General features: G+C 72.9%; 15 protein-coding genes. 8 read left to right on the forward strand and 7 right to left on the reverse strand.

Features of this window, described 5'->3' with window-relative positions:
• Window positions 1–42: 42 nt before the first annotated feature.
• Window positions 43–795, reverse strand: coding sequence for a metallophosphoesterase family protein (locus NFS20_RS09680; RefSeq protein WP_251151558.1), 753 nt, complete (start codon window positions 793–795; stop codon window positions 43–45).
• A gap of 127 nt (window positions 796–922) precedes the next feature.
• Here NFS20_RS09680 and NFS20_RS09685 point away from each other — a divergent pair, with 127 nt between their 5' ends.
• Window positions 923–1354, forward strand: coding sequence for a hypothetical protein (locus NFS20_RS09685; protein WP_251151559.1), 432 nt, complete (start codon window positions 923–925; stop codon window positions 1352–1354).
• A 43-nt stretch (window positions 1355–1397) separates the two neighbouring features.
• On the opposite strand, the gene NFS20_RS09690 is transcribed toward NFS20_RS09685, so the two are convergent.
• The 4 genes from NFS20_RS09690 to NFS20_RS09705 all read right to left on the reverse strand — a co-directional run bounded on the left by NFS20_RS09690 (window position 1398) and on the right by NFS20_RS09705 (window position 7219).
• A complete protein-coding gene (locus NFS20_RS09690; RefSeq protein ID WP_251151560.1) occupies window positions 1398–3278 on the reverse strand; it encodes a glycoside hydrolase family 13 protein in 1881 nt (626 codons plus the stop codon).
• Between the two features lie 5 nt (window positions 3279–3283).
• Window positions 3284–4195: a sugar ABC transporter permease gene (locus NFS20_RS09695; RefSeq protein WP_502800803.1), complete on the reverse strand. Its 912-nt coding sequence runs from the start codon at window positions 4193–4195 to the stop codon at window positions 3284–3286.
• 1 nt (window position 4196) lies between these two features.
• Complete coding sequence (locus tag NFS20_RS09700; protein WP_251151561.1) at window positions 4197–5837, reverse strand: ABC transporter permease subunit; 1641 nt, start codon at window positions 5835–5837, stop codon at window positions 4197–4199.
• Window positions 5838–5989: 152 nt separating this feature from the next.
• The gene (locus tag NFS20_RS09705; RefSeq protein WP_251151562.1) at window positions 5990–7219 is read right to left on the reverse strand and encodes a sugar ABC transporter substrate-binding protein; all 1230 of its coding nucleotides are present in this window, start codon (window positions 7217–7219) and stop codon (window positions 5990–5992) included.
• Window positions 7220–7478: 259 nt separating this feature from the next.
• Between NFS20_RS09705 and NFS20_RS09710 the strand changes: the two genes are divergently transcribed.
• Window positions 7479–8543, forward strand: a complete 1065-nt coding sequence (locus NFS20_RS09710; RefSeq protein ID WP_251151563.1) for a LacI family DNA-binding transcriptional regulator — start codon at window positions 7479–7481, stop codon at window positions 8541–8543.
• 143 nt (window positions 8544–8686) lie between these two features.
• Window positions 8687–10525, forward strand: a complete 1839-nt coding sequence (locus NFS20_RS09715) for a glycoside hydrolase family 13 protein (RefSeq protein ID WP_251151564.1) — start codon at window positions 8687–8689, stop codon at window positions 10523–10525.
• A 96-nt stretch (window positions 10526–10621) separates the two neighbouring features.
• Here NFS20_RS09715 and dusB read toward each other — a convergent pair whose 3' ends face one another.
• Entirely contained in the window at window positions 10622–11845 is a 1224-nt protein-coding gene (gene dusB / locus NFS20_RS09720) for a tRNA dihydrouridine synthase DusB (protein ID WP_251151565.1), read from the reverse strand.
• Window positions 11846–11995: 150 nt separating this feature from the next.
• Between dusB and NFS20_RS09725 the strand changes: the two genes are divergently transcribed.
• Window positions 11996–12160 carry a hypothetical protein gene (locus tag NFS20_RS09725; RefSeq protein WP_251151566.1) on the forward strand — a complete coding sequence of 55 codons (165 nt, stop codon included), beginning with the start codon at window positions 11996–11998 and terminating at the stop codon, window positions 12158–12160.
• A gap of 105 nt (window positions 12161–12265) precedes the next feature.
• On the opposite strand, the gene NFS20_RS09730 is transcribed toward NFS20_RS09725, so the two are convergent.
• Window positions 12266–13669, reverse strand: a complete 1404-nt coding sequence (locus NFS20_RS09730; RefSeq protein WP_502800804.1) for a glycine--tRNA ligase — start codon at window positions 13667–13669, stop codon at window positions 12266–12268.
• 152 nt (window positions 13670–13821) lie between these two features.
• On the opposite strand from NFS20_RS09730, the gene NFS20_RS09735 reads away from it, so the two are divergent.
• Genes NFS20_RS09735 through NFS20_RS09750 form a run of 4 tightly spaced genes read left to right on the forward strand, consistent with a single transcriptional unit; the run spans window position 13822 to window position 17034 of the window.
• Window positions 13822–14826 (forward strand): metal ABC transporter substrate-binding protein, encoded by a 1005-nt coding sequence (locus tag NFS20_RS09735; protein WP_251151568.1) that lies wholly within the window; start codon window positions 13822–13824, stop codon window positions 14824–14826.
• Window positions 14823–15650 (forward strand): metal ABC transporter ATP-binding protein, encoded by an 828-nt coding sequence (locus tag NFS20_RS09740; protein WP_251151569.1) that lies wholly within the window; start codon window positions 14823–14825, stop codon window positions 15648–15650. The genes NFS20_RS09735 and NFS20_RS09740 overlap by 4 nt, the downstream gene beginning before the upstream one ends.
• Entirely contained in the window at window positions 15647–16645 is a 999-nt protein-coding gene (locus NFS20_RS09745) for a metal ABC transporter permease (RefSeq protein WP_251151570.1), read from the forward strand. Before NFS20_RS09740 ends, NFS20_RS09745 begins: the two co-directional genes overlap by 4 nt.
• Window positions 16642–17034, forward strand: coding sequence for a Fur family transcriptional regulator (locus tag NFS20_RS09750; protein WP_251151571.1), 393 nt, complete (start codon window positions 16642–16644; stop codon window positions 17032–17034). Before NFS20_RS09745 ends, NFS20_RS09750 begins: the two co-directional genes overlap by 4 nt.

The following is a 17034-nucleotide window of genomic DNA, read 5'->3' on the forward strand; positions in this document are numbered from 1 at the left end:
ATCCCTGCGTGTCGACCGGCCGGACCGCCCGGGCGCGGCCGGTCAGTCCGACTGCTCGTGCAGCCCCCGGTAGACCGCGGTACGCAGCTCGCGAGCCCACTGGTCGGCCTGCGGCATCCCCAGCTCGTACGCGACCGCGATCTCGGCTTCGACGTCGTAGGGGACGCGGACGTGCTGGAGCGCGAACGGGGCGGGGTCGGGCGAGTCGACGACGCCCTCGAGGATCGCGTAGACCGGCGTCGGCTCGTCGAGCGGGTTGCCGACGCTGCCGGTGTTGAAGAGCGTCCGGCCACGGTCGATCTCGAGGTAGGCGTCGTGCACGTCGCCGTACCCGACGACCGTGGGCTCCGGCCCCGGCCCGGTGAGGTCGGTCGCGGCGAACATGCTCGCGAACTCCTCGGGCGTGTGGTGGAAGTGCACCCTGGTGTACAGGCTCCTCGCGGACGCGTGGAACAGGCGCACGCGCCGCCCGCTGAGCAGCAGGTCGTGGCACAGGGGGCGGGCGGCGAGGCGCTCGCGCTGGTCGGGGCGCAGCTCGTCGCGCCACCACACCATCTCGGGCGCCGACTCGTCGGCCCAGCGCGGCAGGAAGTCGTCCCAGTTCCCGCGGACGTTGACCTCGCACACCTCGTGGCACCGGTCCTCCACCGCGCTCCCGCGCGGGCCCTTGCCGACGTCGTCGCCGAGGTTGACGATGCGCGTCACGCCGCGCGACGCGGCGTCGGCGAGCACCGCCTCGAGCGCGGACAGGTTGCCGTGGACATCGGAGAGGATCGCGATTCGCTCGACGGGCACGCCGCGATCCTGCCACGGAGGTCATGGCGCCGAGAAGGGACCTTCCGCCCCGGGTCCGGGCAGGCCGGGGGCGGACGCTCCGGTCTCGACAGGGACTGGGCGGCGCGCGGGCGGTAGCCTCGGCCGTATGGGTGCAGCGCACGCGCTCGAGCTCCGGGTCGTCACCGTCGACGGCGTGGTCGAGGTCGTGCCCTACGTCGACGGTCGCTCGCTCGTCGAGATGGCACGCGACGTCGAGTCGGCCGCCGGCTACTCCCCCGCCGGCGCGTACGGCGGGCTCGTCCCCGAGCACTTCCGGTACGGGCCGGCGGCGCAGCTCTGGTACGGGCGGGGGCGCGTCCCCGCCCCGGGGCACGCGTGGATCCTGGCGTGCGACTGCCACGAGGCAGGCTGCTGGCCGCTCGAGGCGACGATCGCCGTCGAGGAGCACACGGTCACGTGGTCCGGCTTCTCCCAGCCGCACCAGCCGCGCTGGGACTACGGCCGGCTCGGGCCCTTCGCGTTCGACCGCGCGCAGTACGACGACGCCGTGGACCGGGTCGCGCACCTGTTCGCGTGAGGCCGTCGCGTCCGGACGGTGCGCGACGACGTCCCGGAGACCCTCAGTGCAGCCGCCAGACCCCCACGGCCGGACCGTCGCCCGCGAGCCGCCACGCGCCGTCGTGCGCGGGCAGGTCGAGACCGCCGTGCAGCCGTTCGGCCGCGCTCGCCGTCCCCACGACCGCGGGGTGCAGCCGCACCCCCGGCCACGCGTCGCGCGCGACGGCGACCAGGACGCGCTCGTCCGGGGTCTCGCGCAGGTAGACGAGCGCGTCGTCGTCGACGTGGACCCACCGCAGCCCGCCGGACCGCAGCGCGGGCGACGCGCGGCGCACCCCGATCAGGGAGCGGTAGAGCTCGAACGTCGCGGCGTCCCAGCGGTCGGGCTCGTCCCACGGCATGGTCGCGCGCGCGTGCTCGCCGTTGAGGCCCGTGAGGCCGACCTCGTCGCCCGCGAACACCACGGGCGTGCCCGGGTAGGTGAGCAGGAGCGTCGCCGCGACCTCGACGAGCTCGCGCGAGCCGACGATCGAGCGCAGGCGCGGCGTGTCGTGCGAGCCGAGCATGTTCCACTGCGACGCGGTCACGCGCCACGGGTGCACGGCGTCGAAGTCCCGCATCGTCTCGACGACCGACCGGCCGCCGCGCCGCGGCGTGCGCACCGGCAGGCCGAGGTACGGCACCGACGACCCGGCCGGCGACAGCCACGTCCACACCGGCCGCGTGAACGCCGAGTAGTTCATGTTCGCGTGCCAGCCGTCGCCCGCGAGGTCGCCCGTGGCGTCGTGGAAGTGCTCGGCGACGAGCGCGGCGTCGGGGTTGACCGCGGCCATCGTGGCCCGCAGCGTCCGCGCGACGTCGAGCGTGCGGTCCTCGGCGCCGTAGCGACCGGTCATGTTCGCGACGTCGATGCGCCACCCGTCGATGCCGAACGGCTCGCGCAGGTAGCGCCCGACGACGGAGCCCGGCCCGTCGATCATGCGCGCCGCGAGCTCGGCCGAACCGTAGGAGAGCTTCGGCAGCGACGCGTGCTCGAGCCAGCCGACGTAGCCCGGGTCGCCCTCGGTCCAGTAGTAGAAGTCCCGCTCGGGCGCCCCGGGGTCGGCGAGCGCGCGCGAGAACCACTCGTGACCGACGCCGGTGTGGTTCGTCGTGAGGTCGCCCATGACGCGCAGCCCTCGCGCGTGCGCGGCCCGGACCAGCGACACGTAGGCCTCGTCGCCCCCGAGGAGCGGGTCGACGTGGTCGAACGTGCTCGCGTCGTAGCGGTGGTTCGAGCGTCCCGGGAACACGGGCGTCGTGTAGAGCGTGGAGACGCCGAGCCGGACGAGGTGGTCGAGGCGCTCCTCGATCCCCGCGAGGTCGCCCCCGTAGTACTGCGTCCCGACGTCGGGCCCCGAGCCGTGGGGCTCGTCGCCCCACGCGGCGGGCACGGCCCAGCCCGGGAGGTCCTGGCCGGCCGCCGACGAGGACCGCGCGAACCGGTCGGGGAAGACCTGGTACACGACGCCGTCGGCCATCCACGACGGCGCCGGGTCGTGGACCGTGAGGCGGAAGTCCGCGGCGTCGGGCACGTCGCGCTCCCACGTGCCGCGCCCGTTGAGCCAGCGGTAGCCGCTGCTCCCGTCGGCGCCGGGGGCGTCGAGGAAGAACCGGTACCCCGTCTCCGGGTTGTGCACGAGCACGTCGGCGACGTACCAGTCCTCGTGCTCGTCCGAGCGGTCGAGGCGGGCAGGCGACAGCCGCGGCTCGCCGTCACGGACCGAGCGCAGCCACACGTCCCGGACGCCCGCCGCGCGCGGTACGCGCACGCGGACCGGGACCGTGTCGCCGAGCGACGGGGTGCCCTCGGGGACGTACAGCGCGGAGCCGTCGTGATGGGCGGTCGGTGCCGAGGTCGGCGCGGTCGCCGGGCCGACGCTGCGGGACGAGGACGGCTCCACGCGGCTCAGCCCTTCACGGAGCCGGCGGTCAGGCCGCCGACGATGTACTTCTGCAGGTACAGGAACAACGCCAGCACGGGCAGCGCCGAGATCACGGCGCCGGCCGTGAACAGCCCCCAGTTGGCCTCACGGAGCGAGGACACCCACCCGTAGAGGCCGACGGCGAGCGTCCAGTTGCTCTCCGACGACAGGACGATGCGCGCGATGATGAACTCGCCGAACGTGCTGATGAAGGAGAGCAGCGCGACGACCGCGAGGATCGGGGCGACGAGGCGCAGGATGATCGTCCAGTAGATCTGCGTGTGCGTGGCGCCGTCGATCTTCGCCGCCTCGTCGAGCTCGCGCGGGACCGTGTTGAAGAACCCGTACATGAGGAACGTGTTCACGCCGAGCGCGCCGCCGAGGTAGACCGCGACGAGCGCGATCTTGCTGTTGAGGCCGAGCGCCGGCACCACGTCGCCGAGACCGAGCAGCAGCAGGAAGATCGCCACGAACGCCAGCATCTGCGGGAACATCTGGATGATGAGCAACGAGGTCAGCCCCACGCGCCGCCCGGAGAACCGGAAGCGCGAGAAGGCGTAGGCGGCCGCGGCCCCCATGAGCACGGTGCCGACCGAGGTCACGACGGCGATGACGAGCGTGTTCGTCATCCACGTCCAGAACATCGTGGTGCCGAGCTGGGCGTAGTTCGCCGTGCTGACGTCGGAGAACAGGGAGTTCGAGCCGGTCAGCGTGCCGTTCTCCGAGAGCGACGCGGAGAGCACGTACACGAGCGGGAACGCGGCGTAGACGACCGCGACGACGCCGACGACGTGGCGCCAGCCGAGCTCGGTGAACCAGCGACCGGGCTTCATGCGGCGCTCCGGGGCGGGCTGGGTGGCGCCGTCGACGACGGGCGCGGCGTGGGTGGTCGCCATGTCAGCTGAGCTCCTCGAACTTGCGCGTGGTCCGGAACGCCAGGGCGGAGATGGTCCCGACGATCAGGAAGATGACGATCGACAGGGCGCTCGCGAGACCGAAGTCCTTCGCGGCGGAGCCGTCGACGCCCGAGATCGAGTAGACCATCGAGATGAGGATGTCCGTGTGCCCGAGCGGGACGGACGCGTCGGCGAACCGTGGACCGCCGCCCGTGAGCATGTAGATGAGCGTGAAGTTGTTGAAGTTGAAGGCGAACGACGAGATGAGCAGCGGCGCCGTCGCGATGAGGAGGAGCGGCAGGGTGATCGACTTCCAGGTGCGCCAGCGTCCGGCGCCGTCGATCTTGGCGGCCTCCATGACGTCCGACGGCAGCGACTGGAGCGCGCCCGTGCAGATGAGGAACATGTAGGGGAAGCCGAGCCAGAGGTTGACGCCGAGGACCGCGAGCTTCGCGAGCCACGGGTCGGTGAGCCACGGGATCTCCGCCCCGCCGAGCAGCACCGTGTTGATGTAGCCGAACCGGGTGTTGAGCAGGCCGGACCACAGGAGCGCGGCGAGGAAGCCCGGGATCGCGTACGGCAGGATCATGAGCGTCCGGTAGAGCTTGCGGCCGCGCATGCGCGTGTCGTTGAACGTGATCGCGAGGAACAGGCCGAGCAGGAAGGTCGTCGCGACGGAGCCGATGGCGAAGACGAAGGTCCACGCGAGGATCTTGACGAACGGCTCCGCGTACCGGCTGTCGGTGAACGCCGTGGCGAAGTTGTCGAGGCCGACGGGGACGCGCCACCCGACGGCGAGCGTCGAGCCGTCCGCGGCCTCGAACTGCCCCTCGTCGTTCGGGGTGTAGACGGTCCCGGTCGTCGTGTCCGTCATCGTGTCGGCCGCCTCGTCCCACTCGAGGGACGAGGTGTAGACGTAGCCGGTGCGGGCGTCGGTCGTGCGGATCGACCCGTCCTCGGGGTCCTCGGAGACCGGGACGCGCAGCTCGGTGACCTCGCCCTGGCGCTGCAGCACCTGGTCGCGAGGGAGCACCGTCCAGCCCGGGACCTCGGTCACGCGGTCGGCGTCGACGGTCGCGCCGTCAGCGACGGCGAGCGGCTGGTCGGCGCTGCCGACCTCCACGTCGCCGTCCTCGGTGAGGACCGCGAAGCCGAGCTCGTCGCCGTCGGCGACCACGGTGAGCGGGACGGAGGGCGAGCCCTCGACGCGCCGCTCGTTCTGCACGAGGAGCGCGGAGACCGCCTGCTCCTTCGTCCCGTTGTGCCCGGTGCCGTAGTTGGTGAACGCGACGTAGCCCGTGTAGGCCACGACGAAGATCTGGAAGACCAGGAGGAACGCGAGCCCCGGGAGGATGTACTTCAGCGGCAGGGCCCGCCGCGAGAAGTACACCCAGTTCGCGGCGACGAGCAGCGCCAGGCTCGCGGCGAGGACGCCGTACGAGCCGGCCTGCCAGGCCGACCACACCACGTAGACCCCGAGCGCGTCGACGACGGCCATGAGCGCGAGCTTGACGAAGAAGCCCGGCCCGTAGTCCCGCGCGTGCGAGCCGTCGCGCGGCCGGAGCGTCGGACGCCGGCGGGCCGGCGGGTCGACCGGTGGGGTGCCGACGGGCTCGTCGGTCGTGGTCTGAGGGGCGGACATCGTGGTGCCTCCGAGGTGGTCCGACGCGGCGGCGGCACCGCGTCACAGGTCGTGGGCCGCCCCGGGGTGGGCGGCGGACCGGCAGGCAGCCGCCGGGCCGCAGGAGGTGGTCTCCCACGGCCCGACGGCGGCCGGTACCGGTCGGGGTCCGGTCAGGAACCGATGGCGCCCTCGATGTCGGCGATCATCTTGTCCCACGTCGCGACGGGGTCCGCACCGCTGACGATCGCGGCCTCGGTCACGCCCCAGAAGCTCCACACGGAAGCCATCTCGGGGATGGACGGCATCGGCACGGCCTCGGCGCCGACGGCACGGAAGCCCGCGACGATCGGGTCGGAGGACGCGGCGGAGTCGGCCGCTGCGGTGAGCGCCGGCGGACGGTTGCCCGCCTGGTACAGCGCGAGCTGCGCCTCCTCGGTCGAGAGGAAGTTCACGAGGAAGTCGTTCGCCACGATCGCGTTCTCGCTCTCGGCGCTGAGGTAGAAGCCCTGCACGCCCACGAACGGCTGCGCGGCCTGGTCGCCCGCGGCGGGGATCGGGTCGATCGACAGGTCCATGCCCTCGAAGGACTCGATCATCCACGGCCCGCCGACGATGAACGGCGACTCGCCGTTCTTGAACGCCTCGACGGCGATGTCGTAGGTCGTGTCCTGGCTGAGCACGCCCGCGGCGCCCTGCTCACCGAGCCACGTGGCGTAGGCCTGGCCCTCGGGGCCGCCCATCGCGAGCTCGGACGAGTAGCTGCCGTCCTCGTTCTGCGTGAAGACCGGGGCGCCGAACGACGTCTGGAACGGGTAGTGCGTGTAGGGGTCGCCCTTGTCGTTGTCCGACTGCACGAGAATCGGGAACGTCGTCCCGGCCGCCTGGCCCGCCGCGACGGCGTCGTCCCACGTGGCGGGGGCCTCGGGCGCGAGCTGCGTGTTGCGGATGAGGGCGATGTTCTCGATCGCGTAGGGCAGGCCGTAGACCTGGCCGTCCTGGGTGAAGGCCTGGAGCGAGACCGTCTCGAACTCCGACGCCTTGTCCCCGAGCTCGAGCGGGGCGACGACGCCGTTCGTCGTGAGCTCGCCCAGCCAGTCGTGCGCACCCACCGTGATGTCCGGGCCCTCGCCCGTCGGCACCTGCGCGAGGAAGTCCGCACGGATGTCCTCGAAGTTCTTCAGGACGACCTCGACGCTCGTCCCGGTCTCCTCCTCGAAGGAGGTCGCGGCGGCGGTGACGGCGTCCTGCCGGGTCTCGTCGACCCAGACGGTGAGCGAGCCGGTGGAGGAGGCGGTCTCCTCGGGCTCCGTGGTGGTCTCGTCGCCGCTCTCGCCGGACGAGCAGGCCGCGAGGGCGAGCGTCGTGGTCAGCGCGGCGGCGAGAAGGATGCTCCGTCGCATCAGGGGCACTCCAAGCGTGTGTGGTGGTGGCCCGCCCGGCTGGCGCCGGTGCCGGACCCTGATGCGACAGACCGTAGATCGGCGGGTGGCGCCTGTGCAAGTTGTTGCGGTAACTTTCATGCAACGCTTTTCAGGGCGCCGGACGGCGCCCGCCCGCCTCCTCCGGCAGGCGATCTGCGCGTGCCTCGAACCACCGGCTCGCGACTCACCGGCCGGACGACCAGGACGAGGAGGTCCGGTGTCCCCTACGCTTCCCCACGTGCGCACCCGTCTCAGCGATCTCGCCGCCCAGGCCGGCGTCTCCACGGCGACGGTCTCGCGCGTGCTCAACGGGAAGGCCGGTGTCGCGAGCGAGACGCGCCAGTCCGTGCTCGCCGCGCTCGACGTGCTGGGCTACGAACGTCCGTCGACCCTGCGCACCCGCTCGGCAGGTCTCGTCGGTCTCGTCGTCCCCGAGCTGACGAACCCCGTCTTCCCCGCGTTCGCCCAGACGATCGAGTCGCTGCTCGCGGAGCACGGCTACACGCCGCTGCTGTGCACCCAGTCGCCGGGCGGCACGACGGAGGACGACTACGTCGACATGCTCATGGACCACGCGGTCGACGGCATCGTCTTCGTCTCCGGGCTGCACGCCGACACCCAGGCGAGCCACGAGCGGTACGAGCGCCTGCGCAGCCGCGGCATCCCGATCGTCCTCGTCAACGGCTACGCGGAGGGCATCGACGCACCGTTCGTCTCGCCCGACGACGTCTCGAGCGTCGACCTGTCGGTGCGCCACCTCGTCTCCCTCGGGCACCGGAGCATCGGCCTCGCCATCGGGCCCGACCGCTTCGTCCCGGCGCAGCGCAAGCTCGCGGCCTTCACGGACGCCCTGGTCCGGCACGAGCTCGTCGCCGACCCGTCCGACGTCCCGGCCCACGTCGTGGTGACGCTCTACACGGTCGAGGGCGGGCAGGCCGCCGCGGGCGAGCTCATCGACGCCGGGCACACCGCGATCGTGTGCGGCTCCGACCTCATGGCGCTCGGCGCGATCCGGGCGGCACGGTCACGAGGCCTGCGCGTGCCCGACGACGTGTCGGTCGTCGGGTACGACGACTCGCCGCTCATCGCGTTCACCGACCCGCCGCTCACGACCGTGCGCCAGCCCGTCGCGGCCATGGCCCACGCGGCGATCAGCGCGCTGCTCACCGAGATCGCCGGCGAGCGGGCGCCCCGCTCGGAGCTGCTGTTCCAGCCCGAGCTCATCGTGCGCGACTCCACGGGCGCCGCACCGTCGCGCACGGCCCCCGACAGCGCACCTCCCTCGGGGGACCCGACCGCCTGACCCGGCCTCGCGCCGTCGCACCTCGGCGCGCCCGGACCGCAAGCGCTTACACTCGATGGCGGGTCGGCGCGACCACGCCTCCACGCCCCCTCGACGCACCACGACCCCGACGCACGACCACTCACGTGAGGATCCACAGCTCGATGACTCGTATCGATTCGACGACGCCGCCCACCACCGCCACCCTGCAGCCGCTCGCCGCGGGCGCGCTCGTGCACGCGGGCGCCGGCGAGGCACCCGAGTGGTGGCGCGACGCGGTGATCTACCAGGTCTACCCGCGCTCCTTCGCCGACGGCGACGGCGACGGGATCGGCGACCTGCCGGGCATCACGTCGAAGCTCGACCACCTCGCCGAGCTGGGCGTCGACGCCGTGTGGCTGAGCCCGTTCTACCGCTCGCCCCAGAAGGACGCCGGGTACGACGTCGCGGACTACCGCGACGTCGACCCGCTGTTCGGCACCCTCGCCGACTTCGACGAGCTCCTCGCCCAGGCGCACGCACGCGGCATCCGCGTGATCGTCGACCTCGTGCCCAACCACACGTCCGACCAGCACGCGTGGTTCCAGGCGGCGCTCGCGTCGCCCGAGGGCTCGGCCGAGCGCGGCCGGTACGTCTTCCGCGAGGGCGAGGGCGAGCACGGCGAGCTCCCGCCGAACAACTGGCAGTCGATCTTCGGCGGCCCGGCGTGGACCCGCGTGACGGCGGGCGCGGGCGCTCGCCCCGTGACCGGTGCCGCCGACGAGGTGCCGGGCCAGTGGTACCTGCACCTCTTCGACTCCTCCCAGCCGGACCTCGACTGGGAGAACCCCGAGGTCCGCTCGGAGTTCGAGGACGTCCTGCGCTTCTGGCTCGACAAGGGCGTGGACGGCTTCCGCATCGACGTCGCGCACGGCATGGTCAAGGCCCCGGGCCTGCCCGACTGGGACGGCTCCGTCTCGATGGTCGAGGGCACCGAGGGCGGTGGCGCGTCCGACGAGGTCGTGGACCCGGGCGCCCCGGAGGACGGCTCGACCGGAGCCGGCAACTCCGGCCCGATGTTCGACCAGGACGGCGTGCACGAGATCTACCGCGCCTGGCACCGGGTCCTCGCCGAGTACGACGGCGACCGCGCTCTCGTCGCCGAGGCCTGGGTGGAGCCGCTGTCCCGCCTCGCGCGGTACGTGCGCCCCGACGAGATGCACCAGGCGTTCAACTTCTCGTTCCTCACGACCCCGTGGTCCGCCGCCCCGCTGCGCACCGTGATCGCCGCCTCCCTGCGCGCGAACGACGAGGTCGGCGCCCCCACGACGTGGGTCCTGTCGAACCACGACGTCGTGCGCCACGCGTCGCGCCTCGGCCTCGCCGACCCGGGCCTGCGCCCGAACGGGATCTTCGCCCACGAGGCGCAGCCGGACGAGGAGCTCGGCCTGCGCCGCGCCCGCGCGGCATCCCTGCTCATGCTCGGCCTGCCGGGGTCGTCGTACCTCTACCAGGGCGAGGAGCTCGGCCTGCCCGAGCACACCGCGCTCCCCGACGACGTCCGCGAGGACCCCGCGTTCTTCCGCACGCAGGGCGCCGAGGCCGGCCGCGACGGCTGCCGCGTCCCGCTGCCGTGGCACGCCGAGGCCCCCGGGCACGGGTTCGGACCGACCGGCAGGACCTGGCTCCCCCAGCCCGAGTCCTACGCGCGCTACGCCGCCGACGTCCAGCGCGGCGTCGCCGGCTCGACGTACGAGACGTACCGCGCCGCGCTCGCGACCCGTCGCGCCGAGCGTCTCGGCACGGGCACGCTCGCGTGGGTCGAGGAGCACGCCGGCTCCGACGACGTCATCGCGCTGCGCAACCGCGACGTCGTCGTGCTGACCAACCTCGGGAGCGACCCCGTGGTCCTGCCGCGCGGCGTCGAGGTGCTCGTCGCGTCCGGCCCGGTCCGCACCGACCGCTCGGCCGACCCGCAGGTGCGCGTGCCGTCCGACACGACGGTCTGGCTGCGCGCGCTCTGACGCGACCCACGACGGCCGGGCACCTCCCGCGAGGTGCCCGGCCGTCGTCGTGCCCGGGGAAGCCCGGGGACGCCCCCTCGCGGGGGTCACGGGAGGTCAGCCGCCGGAGACGCTCAGCTCGGCCTCGCGCAGCCGCTCGGAGTGCTCCGCGTCGAGCTCGCGCGAGTCGAGCCACCCGTACGGCAGGTGCGGCGTCTTGGGCGACCCCGCGCGTCCTCGCTGCCCCTCGGCCGCCTCACCCGGGTACGGCGCGTCGAGGTCGAGCGCGTCGAGCAGGGTGCGCAGCTCGTCGAGCGTCGAGACCATCGCGAGCGCGCGCCGCGAGTCCCCGCCGACCGCGTAGCCCTTGAGGTACCAGGCCATGTGCTTGCGCAGATCGCGCATGCCCTTGCCCTCGTCACCGTCGAAGTAGTCGATCATCAGCTCGCCGTGCCGGAAGACCGTCTCCGCGACGTCGCGCAGACCGGGACGCACGCGCTCGGGACGGCCGGCGAACGCGGCGGCGAGGTCGGCGAAGAGCCAGGGGCGACCCTGGCAGCCGCGCCCGACGACGACGCCGTCGCAGCCCGTCTCCTCCACCATGCGCAGCGCGTCCTCGGCGGACCAGATGTCGCCGTTGCCGAGCACGGGGACGCGCGTCACGGTCTCCTTCAGGCGCGCGATCGCGGACCAGTCCGCGGTGCCCGAGTAGTGCTGGGCGGCCGTGCGCGCGTGCAGCGCGACCGCCGCGACGCCGAGGCCCTCCGCGATGCGCCCCGCCTCGAGGTAGGTCAGGTGGTCGTCGTCGATGCCCTTGCGCATCTTCACGGTCACGGGCACGCCGTACGGCCGCGCGGCCTCCACGGCCCCGCGGACGATCGCGGCGAACAGGTCGCGCTTCCACGGCAGCGCGGCGCCGCCGCCCCTGCGCGTCACCTTGGGGACGGGGCAGCCGAAGTTGAGGTCGACGTGGTCGGCCCGGTCCTCCGCGACGATGATGCGCACGGCCTCGCGCACCGTCGCCGGGTCGACGCCGTACACCTGGGCCGAGCGCGGCGACTCGTCCGCGCCGAAGGTCACGATGCGCAGCGCCTCGGTGTTGCGTTCCACGAGGGCGCGGCTCGTGACCATCTCCGCCACGTACAGGCCGGGGTCCTCGCCGACGCTCGCGCCCGCCTCGCGGCAGAGCGTGCGGAAGGCCTTGTTCGTCACGCCGGCCATGGGCGCGAGCACGACGGGCGTGTCCACCCGGATCGGGCCGATCTGCAGCGGCGGCAGCACGGGTGCGGCCACGCGGGCCGTGTTCGTCGTGTCGAGGGTCGGAGCACTCACGCGCTCCATTGTCCCACCCGTCCGCGACCGCGTGCCCCCGGGTGCGCGCGGCCGGGCTCGGACCGGCTCCGGTCGCCTCCCTCGCCGCGCGAGGACTTCGGAGGTGTGGGAGGGTTCCCAGGTCGGCATTTCGGCCGACAACAGGACGAAAGGAACTCCATGCCTCTCTGGCTGATCCTCGTCATCGTCGGCGCCGTGCTGCTCATCCTGGGCGTCGCCATCGAGGCCGCGAAGGTGCTGCTCTGGATCGGTGTCGCGATCCTCGTCGTGAGCCTGGTGCTCGCGGTGCTGAACAGGGGCAAGGGCGCGGCGAAGAAGATCTAGCTCGACGGCAGGGGGCGGGTGCGCCGCCCAGGCGCACGACGACGGGGCGGGACCTTCGCGGTCCCGCCCCGTCGTCGTGCGTCGTCCGTCGTCGCTGTCGCCGGGTCAGGCGCCGAGCAGGTGCCCGCCCAGGTACTCGGTCACCTTGTCGAGCGCGACGCGCTCCTGCGCCATCGAGTCGCGGTGGCGGATGGTGACGGCCTGGTCGTCGAGCGTGTCGAAGTCGACCGTGATGCAGAACGGCGTGCCGATCTCGTCCTGACGGCGGTAGCGACGGCCGATCGCGCCGGCGTCGTCGAAGTCGACGTTCCAGTACTTCCGCAGCTCCGTCGCGAGGTCCTTCGCCTTGGGCGAGAGCTGCTCGTTGCGGCTCAGCGGGAGCACGGCAGCCTTGACCGGGGCCAGGCGGTGGTCCAGGCGGAGCACGGTGCGCTTGTCGACGCCGCCCTTCGCGTTGGGCGCCTCGTCCTCCGTGTAGGCCTCGACGAGGAACGCCATGAGCGAGCGCGTCAGGCCCGCGGCGGGCTCGATGACGTACGGGACCCAGCGCTCGTTCTTCGTCTGGTCGAAGTACGACAGGTCCTTCCCGGAGTGCTCCGCGTGGGTCTTCAGGTCGAAGTCCGTGCGGTTCGCGATGCCCTCGAGCTCGCCCCACTCCGAGCCGGAGAAGCCGAAGCGGTACTCGATGTCGACCGTGCGCGTCGAGTAGTGCGACAGCTTCTCCTGCGGGTGCTCGTACAGGCGCAGGTTGTCGCGCGAGATGCCGAGGTCCACGTACCAGTCGGTGCGCGCGTCGATCCAGTACTGGTGCCACTCGGCGTCCGTCCCGGGCTCGACGAAGAACTCCATCTCCATCTGCTCGAACTCGCGCGTGCGGAAGATGAAGTTGCCGGGCGTGATCTCGTTGCGGAACGACTTGCCGATCTGGCCGATGCCGAACGGAGGCTTCTTGCGGCTGGCGCCCATGACGTTGGCGAAGTTCACGAAGATGCCCTGCGCCGTCTCGGGGCGCAGGTAGTGCAGCCCGGACTCGTCCTCGACCGGGCCGAGGTACGTCTTGAGCATCATGTTGAAGTCGCGCGGCTCGGTCCACTGCCCGCGGGTGCCGCAGTTGGGGCACGCGATCTCGGCGAGGCCCCCCTCGGGCGCGCGGCCCTTCTTCTCCTCGAACTCCTCGATCATCTGGTCCTCGCGGAACCGCTTGTGGCACGAGAGGCACTCGGTCAGGGGGTCGGTGAAGACGCCGACGTGACCGGAGGCGACCCACACCTGGCGCGGGAGGATGACGGACGAGTCGAGCCCCACGACGTCGTCACGGCTCGTGACCGTGGAGCGCCACCACTGCTTCTTGATGTTCTCCTTGAGCTCGGTGCCGAGCGGCCCGTAGTCCCACGCGGAGCGCGTACCTCCGTAGATCTCACCGGACGGGAAGACGAACCCGCGCCGCTTGGCGAGGGACACGACGGCGTCGAGGCGGGCGGTCGGTGAGGGCGCAGCGGCCACGGTCATCACTCCTGAGGATCGGCCCCGCACGTGGCTCGTGGGGGCTGGACGGGTGGGCGGGCGCCCGTCGGGGCGCCGACCGACCAGCGTACCCCGGGTGACCCGGCTCACCGTGAACGGTTTTGACATCCATTTTCACTAAGGAGGACACTGGAGGCATGCGCCCCTCCCCCCGCCTGCGCCGCCGCGCGCTCACCGCCACCGCAGCCCTCGCCGCCACGGCGCTCGTCGCCGCCTGCTCGTCGGGCGCGGGCGGGGTCGACGGCGCGTCGCAGGACGGGCGCGTCCAGGTCCTCGCGTCGTTCTACCCGCTCCAGTACGTCGCCGAGCAGGTCGGCGGGGACCTCGTGTCGGTCGCCAACCTCACGCCGCCGGCCGCCGAGCCGCACGACCTCGAGCTCGCGCCCGCGCAGGTGCGCGCGATCGGCGACGCGGACCTCGTCGTCTACCAGTCGGGCTTCCAGGCCGCGGTCGACGAGGGCGTCGAGCAGCGCGACCCGGAGCACGTCGTCGACGCGACGCAGGCGGCGCACCTCGAGGAGCACCCCGGGTCGGCGGACTCCCACGCGGGCGAGAGCGCCGAGGAGCACGCCGAGCATTCGGACGACGACCCCGACGAGGCCGCCGACGACGGGCACGGCCACGGCTCCCTCGACCCGCACTTCTGGCTCGACCCGACGCGCCTCGCGGCCGTCGGCGACCAGGTCGCGACCGAGCTGTCGGCGATCGACCCGGAGCACGCCGACGAGTACGAGGCCAACGCCGCAGCGCTGACCGCCGACCTCGACGCGCTCGACGCCGAGTACGCCGACGCCCTCGCCGCGTGCGCCGGCGCGACGCTCGTCACGTCCCACGAGGCGTTCGGGTACCTCGCGGAGCGGTACGACCTCGTGCAGGTCGGCATCTCGGGCATCGACCCCGAGGCCGAGCCGTCGCCCGCTCGGCTGCGCGAGGTGGGTGAGGTCGTGCGCGACAACGGCGTGACCACCCTCTTCTTCGAAACTCTCACCAGCCCGAAGGTGACCGAGACCCTCGCCGACGACCTCGGCGTGGGGACCGCGGTGCTCGACCCCCTCGAGGGTCTGAGCGACGACGCCACGGACTACCGTGGGGTCATGGAGTCCAACCTCGAGGCGCTGACGTCCGGGCTGGTCTGCTCGTGACGTCCCCCGCCCCGCTCGTCGCCGCGCGCGGCGTGCACGTGAGCCTCGGCGGCAGCGAGATCCTGCGCGGCATCGACCTCGCGATCCCGCAGGGCGACGTCGTCGCGCTCCTCGGTGCCAACGGCTCCGGGAAGTCGACGCTCGTGCGGTCCCTCGTCGGCATCGTCCCGCTCTCGGCGGGAACCGTCGAGCTGTTCGGTGCGCCGCTCGGCCCACGCGTCCCGTGGCGGCGGCTCGGCTACGTCCCGCAGCGCGTCGCCGCGCCGTCGGGCATGCCGTCGACCGCGGCAGAGGTCGTCGCCTCCGGCCTCCTGGGCGGCGGGCGCCTGTGGCTGCCGCGCGACTGGCGCACCCGCGCGGTCGCCGCGCTCGACCAGGTGGGGCTCGCCGACCGTGCCGCGGACTCGACGGCCGAGCTCTCGGGCGGCCAGCAGCAGCGCGTCCTCATCGCGCGCGCCCTCGTCCGCCGACCCGACCTGCTGGTCCTCGACGAGCCGGTCGCCGGCGTCGACAAGTCCAGCCAGGAGTCGTTCGCCGCGACGATGACGCGGCTCGTCGGCGACGGCCTCACAGTGCTCGTCGTCCTGCACGAGCTCGGCGCGCTGGCGCCGCTCGTCCGCCGAGCGGTCGTCCTGCGGCACGGGCGCGTGGTGCACGACGGTGCCCCGCCCCGCCCTGCCTCCCTGCACGCGGGCGCGACGCACCAGCACCAGCACCCCCACGAGCCGGCGCCCGACGGCGCACCCGCCGGTCCGACGACCGGGCTCGTCGACACCCTGTACCCCGACCCGGCCGCGGGTCACGCACCGAGGACGGCGTCATGACCGGGTCGATCACCTCCGAGCTCGCCGCGATGCTCACCGACCCGCTGATGCAGCGCGCCCTCGTCGCTGCCCTCCTCGTGGGCCTCAGCGCGCCCGTCGTCGGCACGTACCTCGTGCAGCGCAAGCTCTCGCTCCTCGGCGACGGCATCGGTCACGTCGCGCTCACGGGCGTCGCGCTCGGCTGGCTCGTCGGGTCCGCGATGGGTCTCGTCCCGAACGACGCCCTCGCGATCCCCGGGGCCGTGGTGGCCGCGGTGATCGGGTCCGTCGCCATCGAGCTCGTGCGAGAGCGCGGCCGCACGAGCGGCGACCTCGCGCTCGCCCTGCTCTTCTACGGCGGCATCGCCGGCGGGGTGCTCCTCATCGGCCTGGCGGGGGGCTCCGCGGGCAGCCTCATGCAGTACCTGTTCGGCTCGATCTCCACCGTGACGTCGTCCGACCTCGTCCTCACGGTCGTCCTGAGCGCCGTGATCCTGCTCGTCGGGCTCGGGCTGCGCGCCGCGCTGTTCTCCGTGAGCCACGACGAGGAGTTCGCGCGCGCCTCCGGCCTGCCCGTGCGCGCGCTCAACATCGCGGTCGCCGTCGTCGCCGCCCTCACGGTCACGGTGTCGATGCGCGTCGTCGGGCTGCTGCTCGTCAGCGCGCTCATGATCGTGCCCGTCGCGGTCGCCCAGCTCGTCACGCGGTCCTTCCGCCGGACGATGCTCGTCGCGTGCGTCGTCGGCGTCGTCGTGTGCGTCGTCGGGCTGTCGATCACGTACTGGAACTTCCTGTCGCCGGGTGCGACCATCGTCGTCCTGGCGATCGCGACCTACCTCGTCGTGGCCCTGCTGCGCCCCCTGTGGGCGCACCGTCGGCCGCGCGTCGCCCGCGACCCGCACCCCGACATCCCGGACGACGTCGACCTCCCCGAGGCCCGCCTCGTCCCCGCCGGCGGTCGCGGCTCAGCCGGCGACGACCATCCCGCTACCGGAGGTGACACGTGCAGCGCATGACCCGCCAGCGGGCCGCGGTGTCCGACGCGCTCGAGGACGTCGAGGACTTCCGCAGCGCCCAGCAGCTCCACGAGATCCTGCGCTCGCGCGGCGACTCCGTCGGGCTCGCGACCGTCTACCGCACGCTGCAGAGCCTCGCCGGCGGCGGCGAGGTCGACGTCCTGCGCACCGAGGAGGGCGAGAACCTCTACCGCCGGTGCGAGCGGCGCGAGCACCACCACCACCTCGTGTGCCGCGGCTGCGGCCGGACGGTCGAGATCGACGGCCCCACCGTCGAGGCCTGGGCGACGCAGGTCGGCGCGACGCACGGCTTCAGCGAGATCCAGCACACGATCGAGCTCTTCGGCACGTGCGAGAGCTGCGCGGCCCGCGGGTCCGAGCAGGGCTGA

The sequence above is a fragment of the Cellulosimicrobium sp. Marseille-Q4280 genome, assembly GCF_943181405.1.
Classification (GTDB): domain Bacteria; phylum Actinomycetota; class Actinomycetes; order Actinomycetales; family Cellulomonadaceae; genus Cellulosimicrobium.

What these genes read in the sequence shown, in the direction of transcription:
- NFS20_RS09685 (WP_251151559.1), top strand. Translation starts at nt 923, where the DNA reads ATGGGTGCAGCGCACGCGCTCGAGCTCCGGGTCGTCACCGTCGACGGC.
- NFS20_RS09750 (WP_251151571.1), top strand. Translation starts at nt 16,642, where the DNA reads ATGACCCGCCAGCGGGCCGCGGTGTCCGACGCGCTCGAGGACGTCGAG.
- NFS20_RS09695 (WP_502800803.1), bottom strand. Translation starts at nt 4,195, where the DNA reads ATGGCGACCACCCACGCCGCGCCCGTCGTCGACGGCGCCACCCAGCCC.
- NFS20_RS09725 (WP_251151566.1), top strand. Translation starts at nt 11,996, where the DNA reads ATGCCTCTCTGGCTGATCCTCGTCATCGTCGGCGCCGTGCTGCTCATC.
- NFS20_RS09705 (WP_251151562.1), bottom strand. Translation starts at nt 7,219, where the DNA reads ATGCGACGGAGCATCCTTCTCGCCGCCGCGCTGACCACGACGCTCGCC.
- NFS20_RS09700 (WP_251151561.1), bottom strand. Translation starts at nt 5,837, where the DNA reads ATGTCCGCCCCTCAGACCACGACCGACGAGCCCGTCGGCACCCCACCG.
- NFS20_RS09735 (WP_251151568.1), top strand. Translation starts at nt 13,822, where the DNA reads ATGCGCCCCTCCCCCCGCCTGCGCCGCCGCGCGCTCACCGCCACCGCA.
- NFS20_RS09715 (WP_251151564.1), top strand. Translation starts at nt 8,687, where the DNA reads ATGACTCGTATCGATTCGACGACGCCGCCCACCACCGCCACCCTGCAG.
- dusB (WP_251151565.1), bottom strand. Translation starts at nt 11,845, where the DNA reads ATGGAGCGCGTGAGTGCTCCGACCCTCGACACGACGAACACGGCCCGC.
- NFS20_RS09745 (WP_251151570.1), top strand. Translation starts at nt 15,647, where the DNA reads ATGACCGGGTCGATCACCTCCGAGCTCGCCGCGATGCTCACCGACCCG.
- NFS20_RS09730 (WP_502800804.1), bottom strand. Translation starts at nt 13,669, where the DNA reads ATGACCGTGGCCGCTGCGCCCTCACCGACCGCCCGCCTCGACGCCGTC.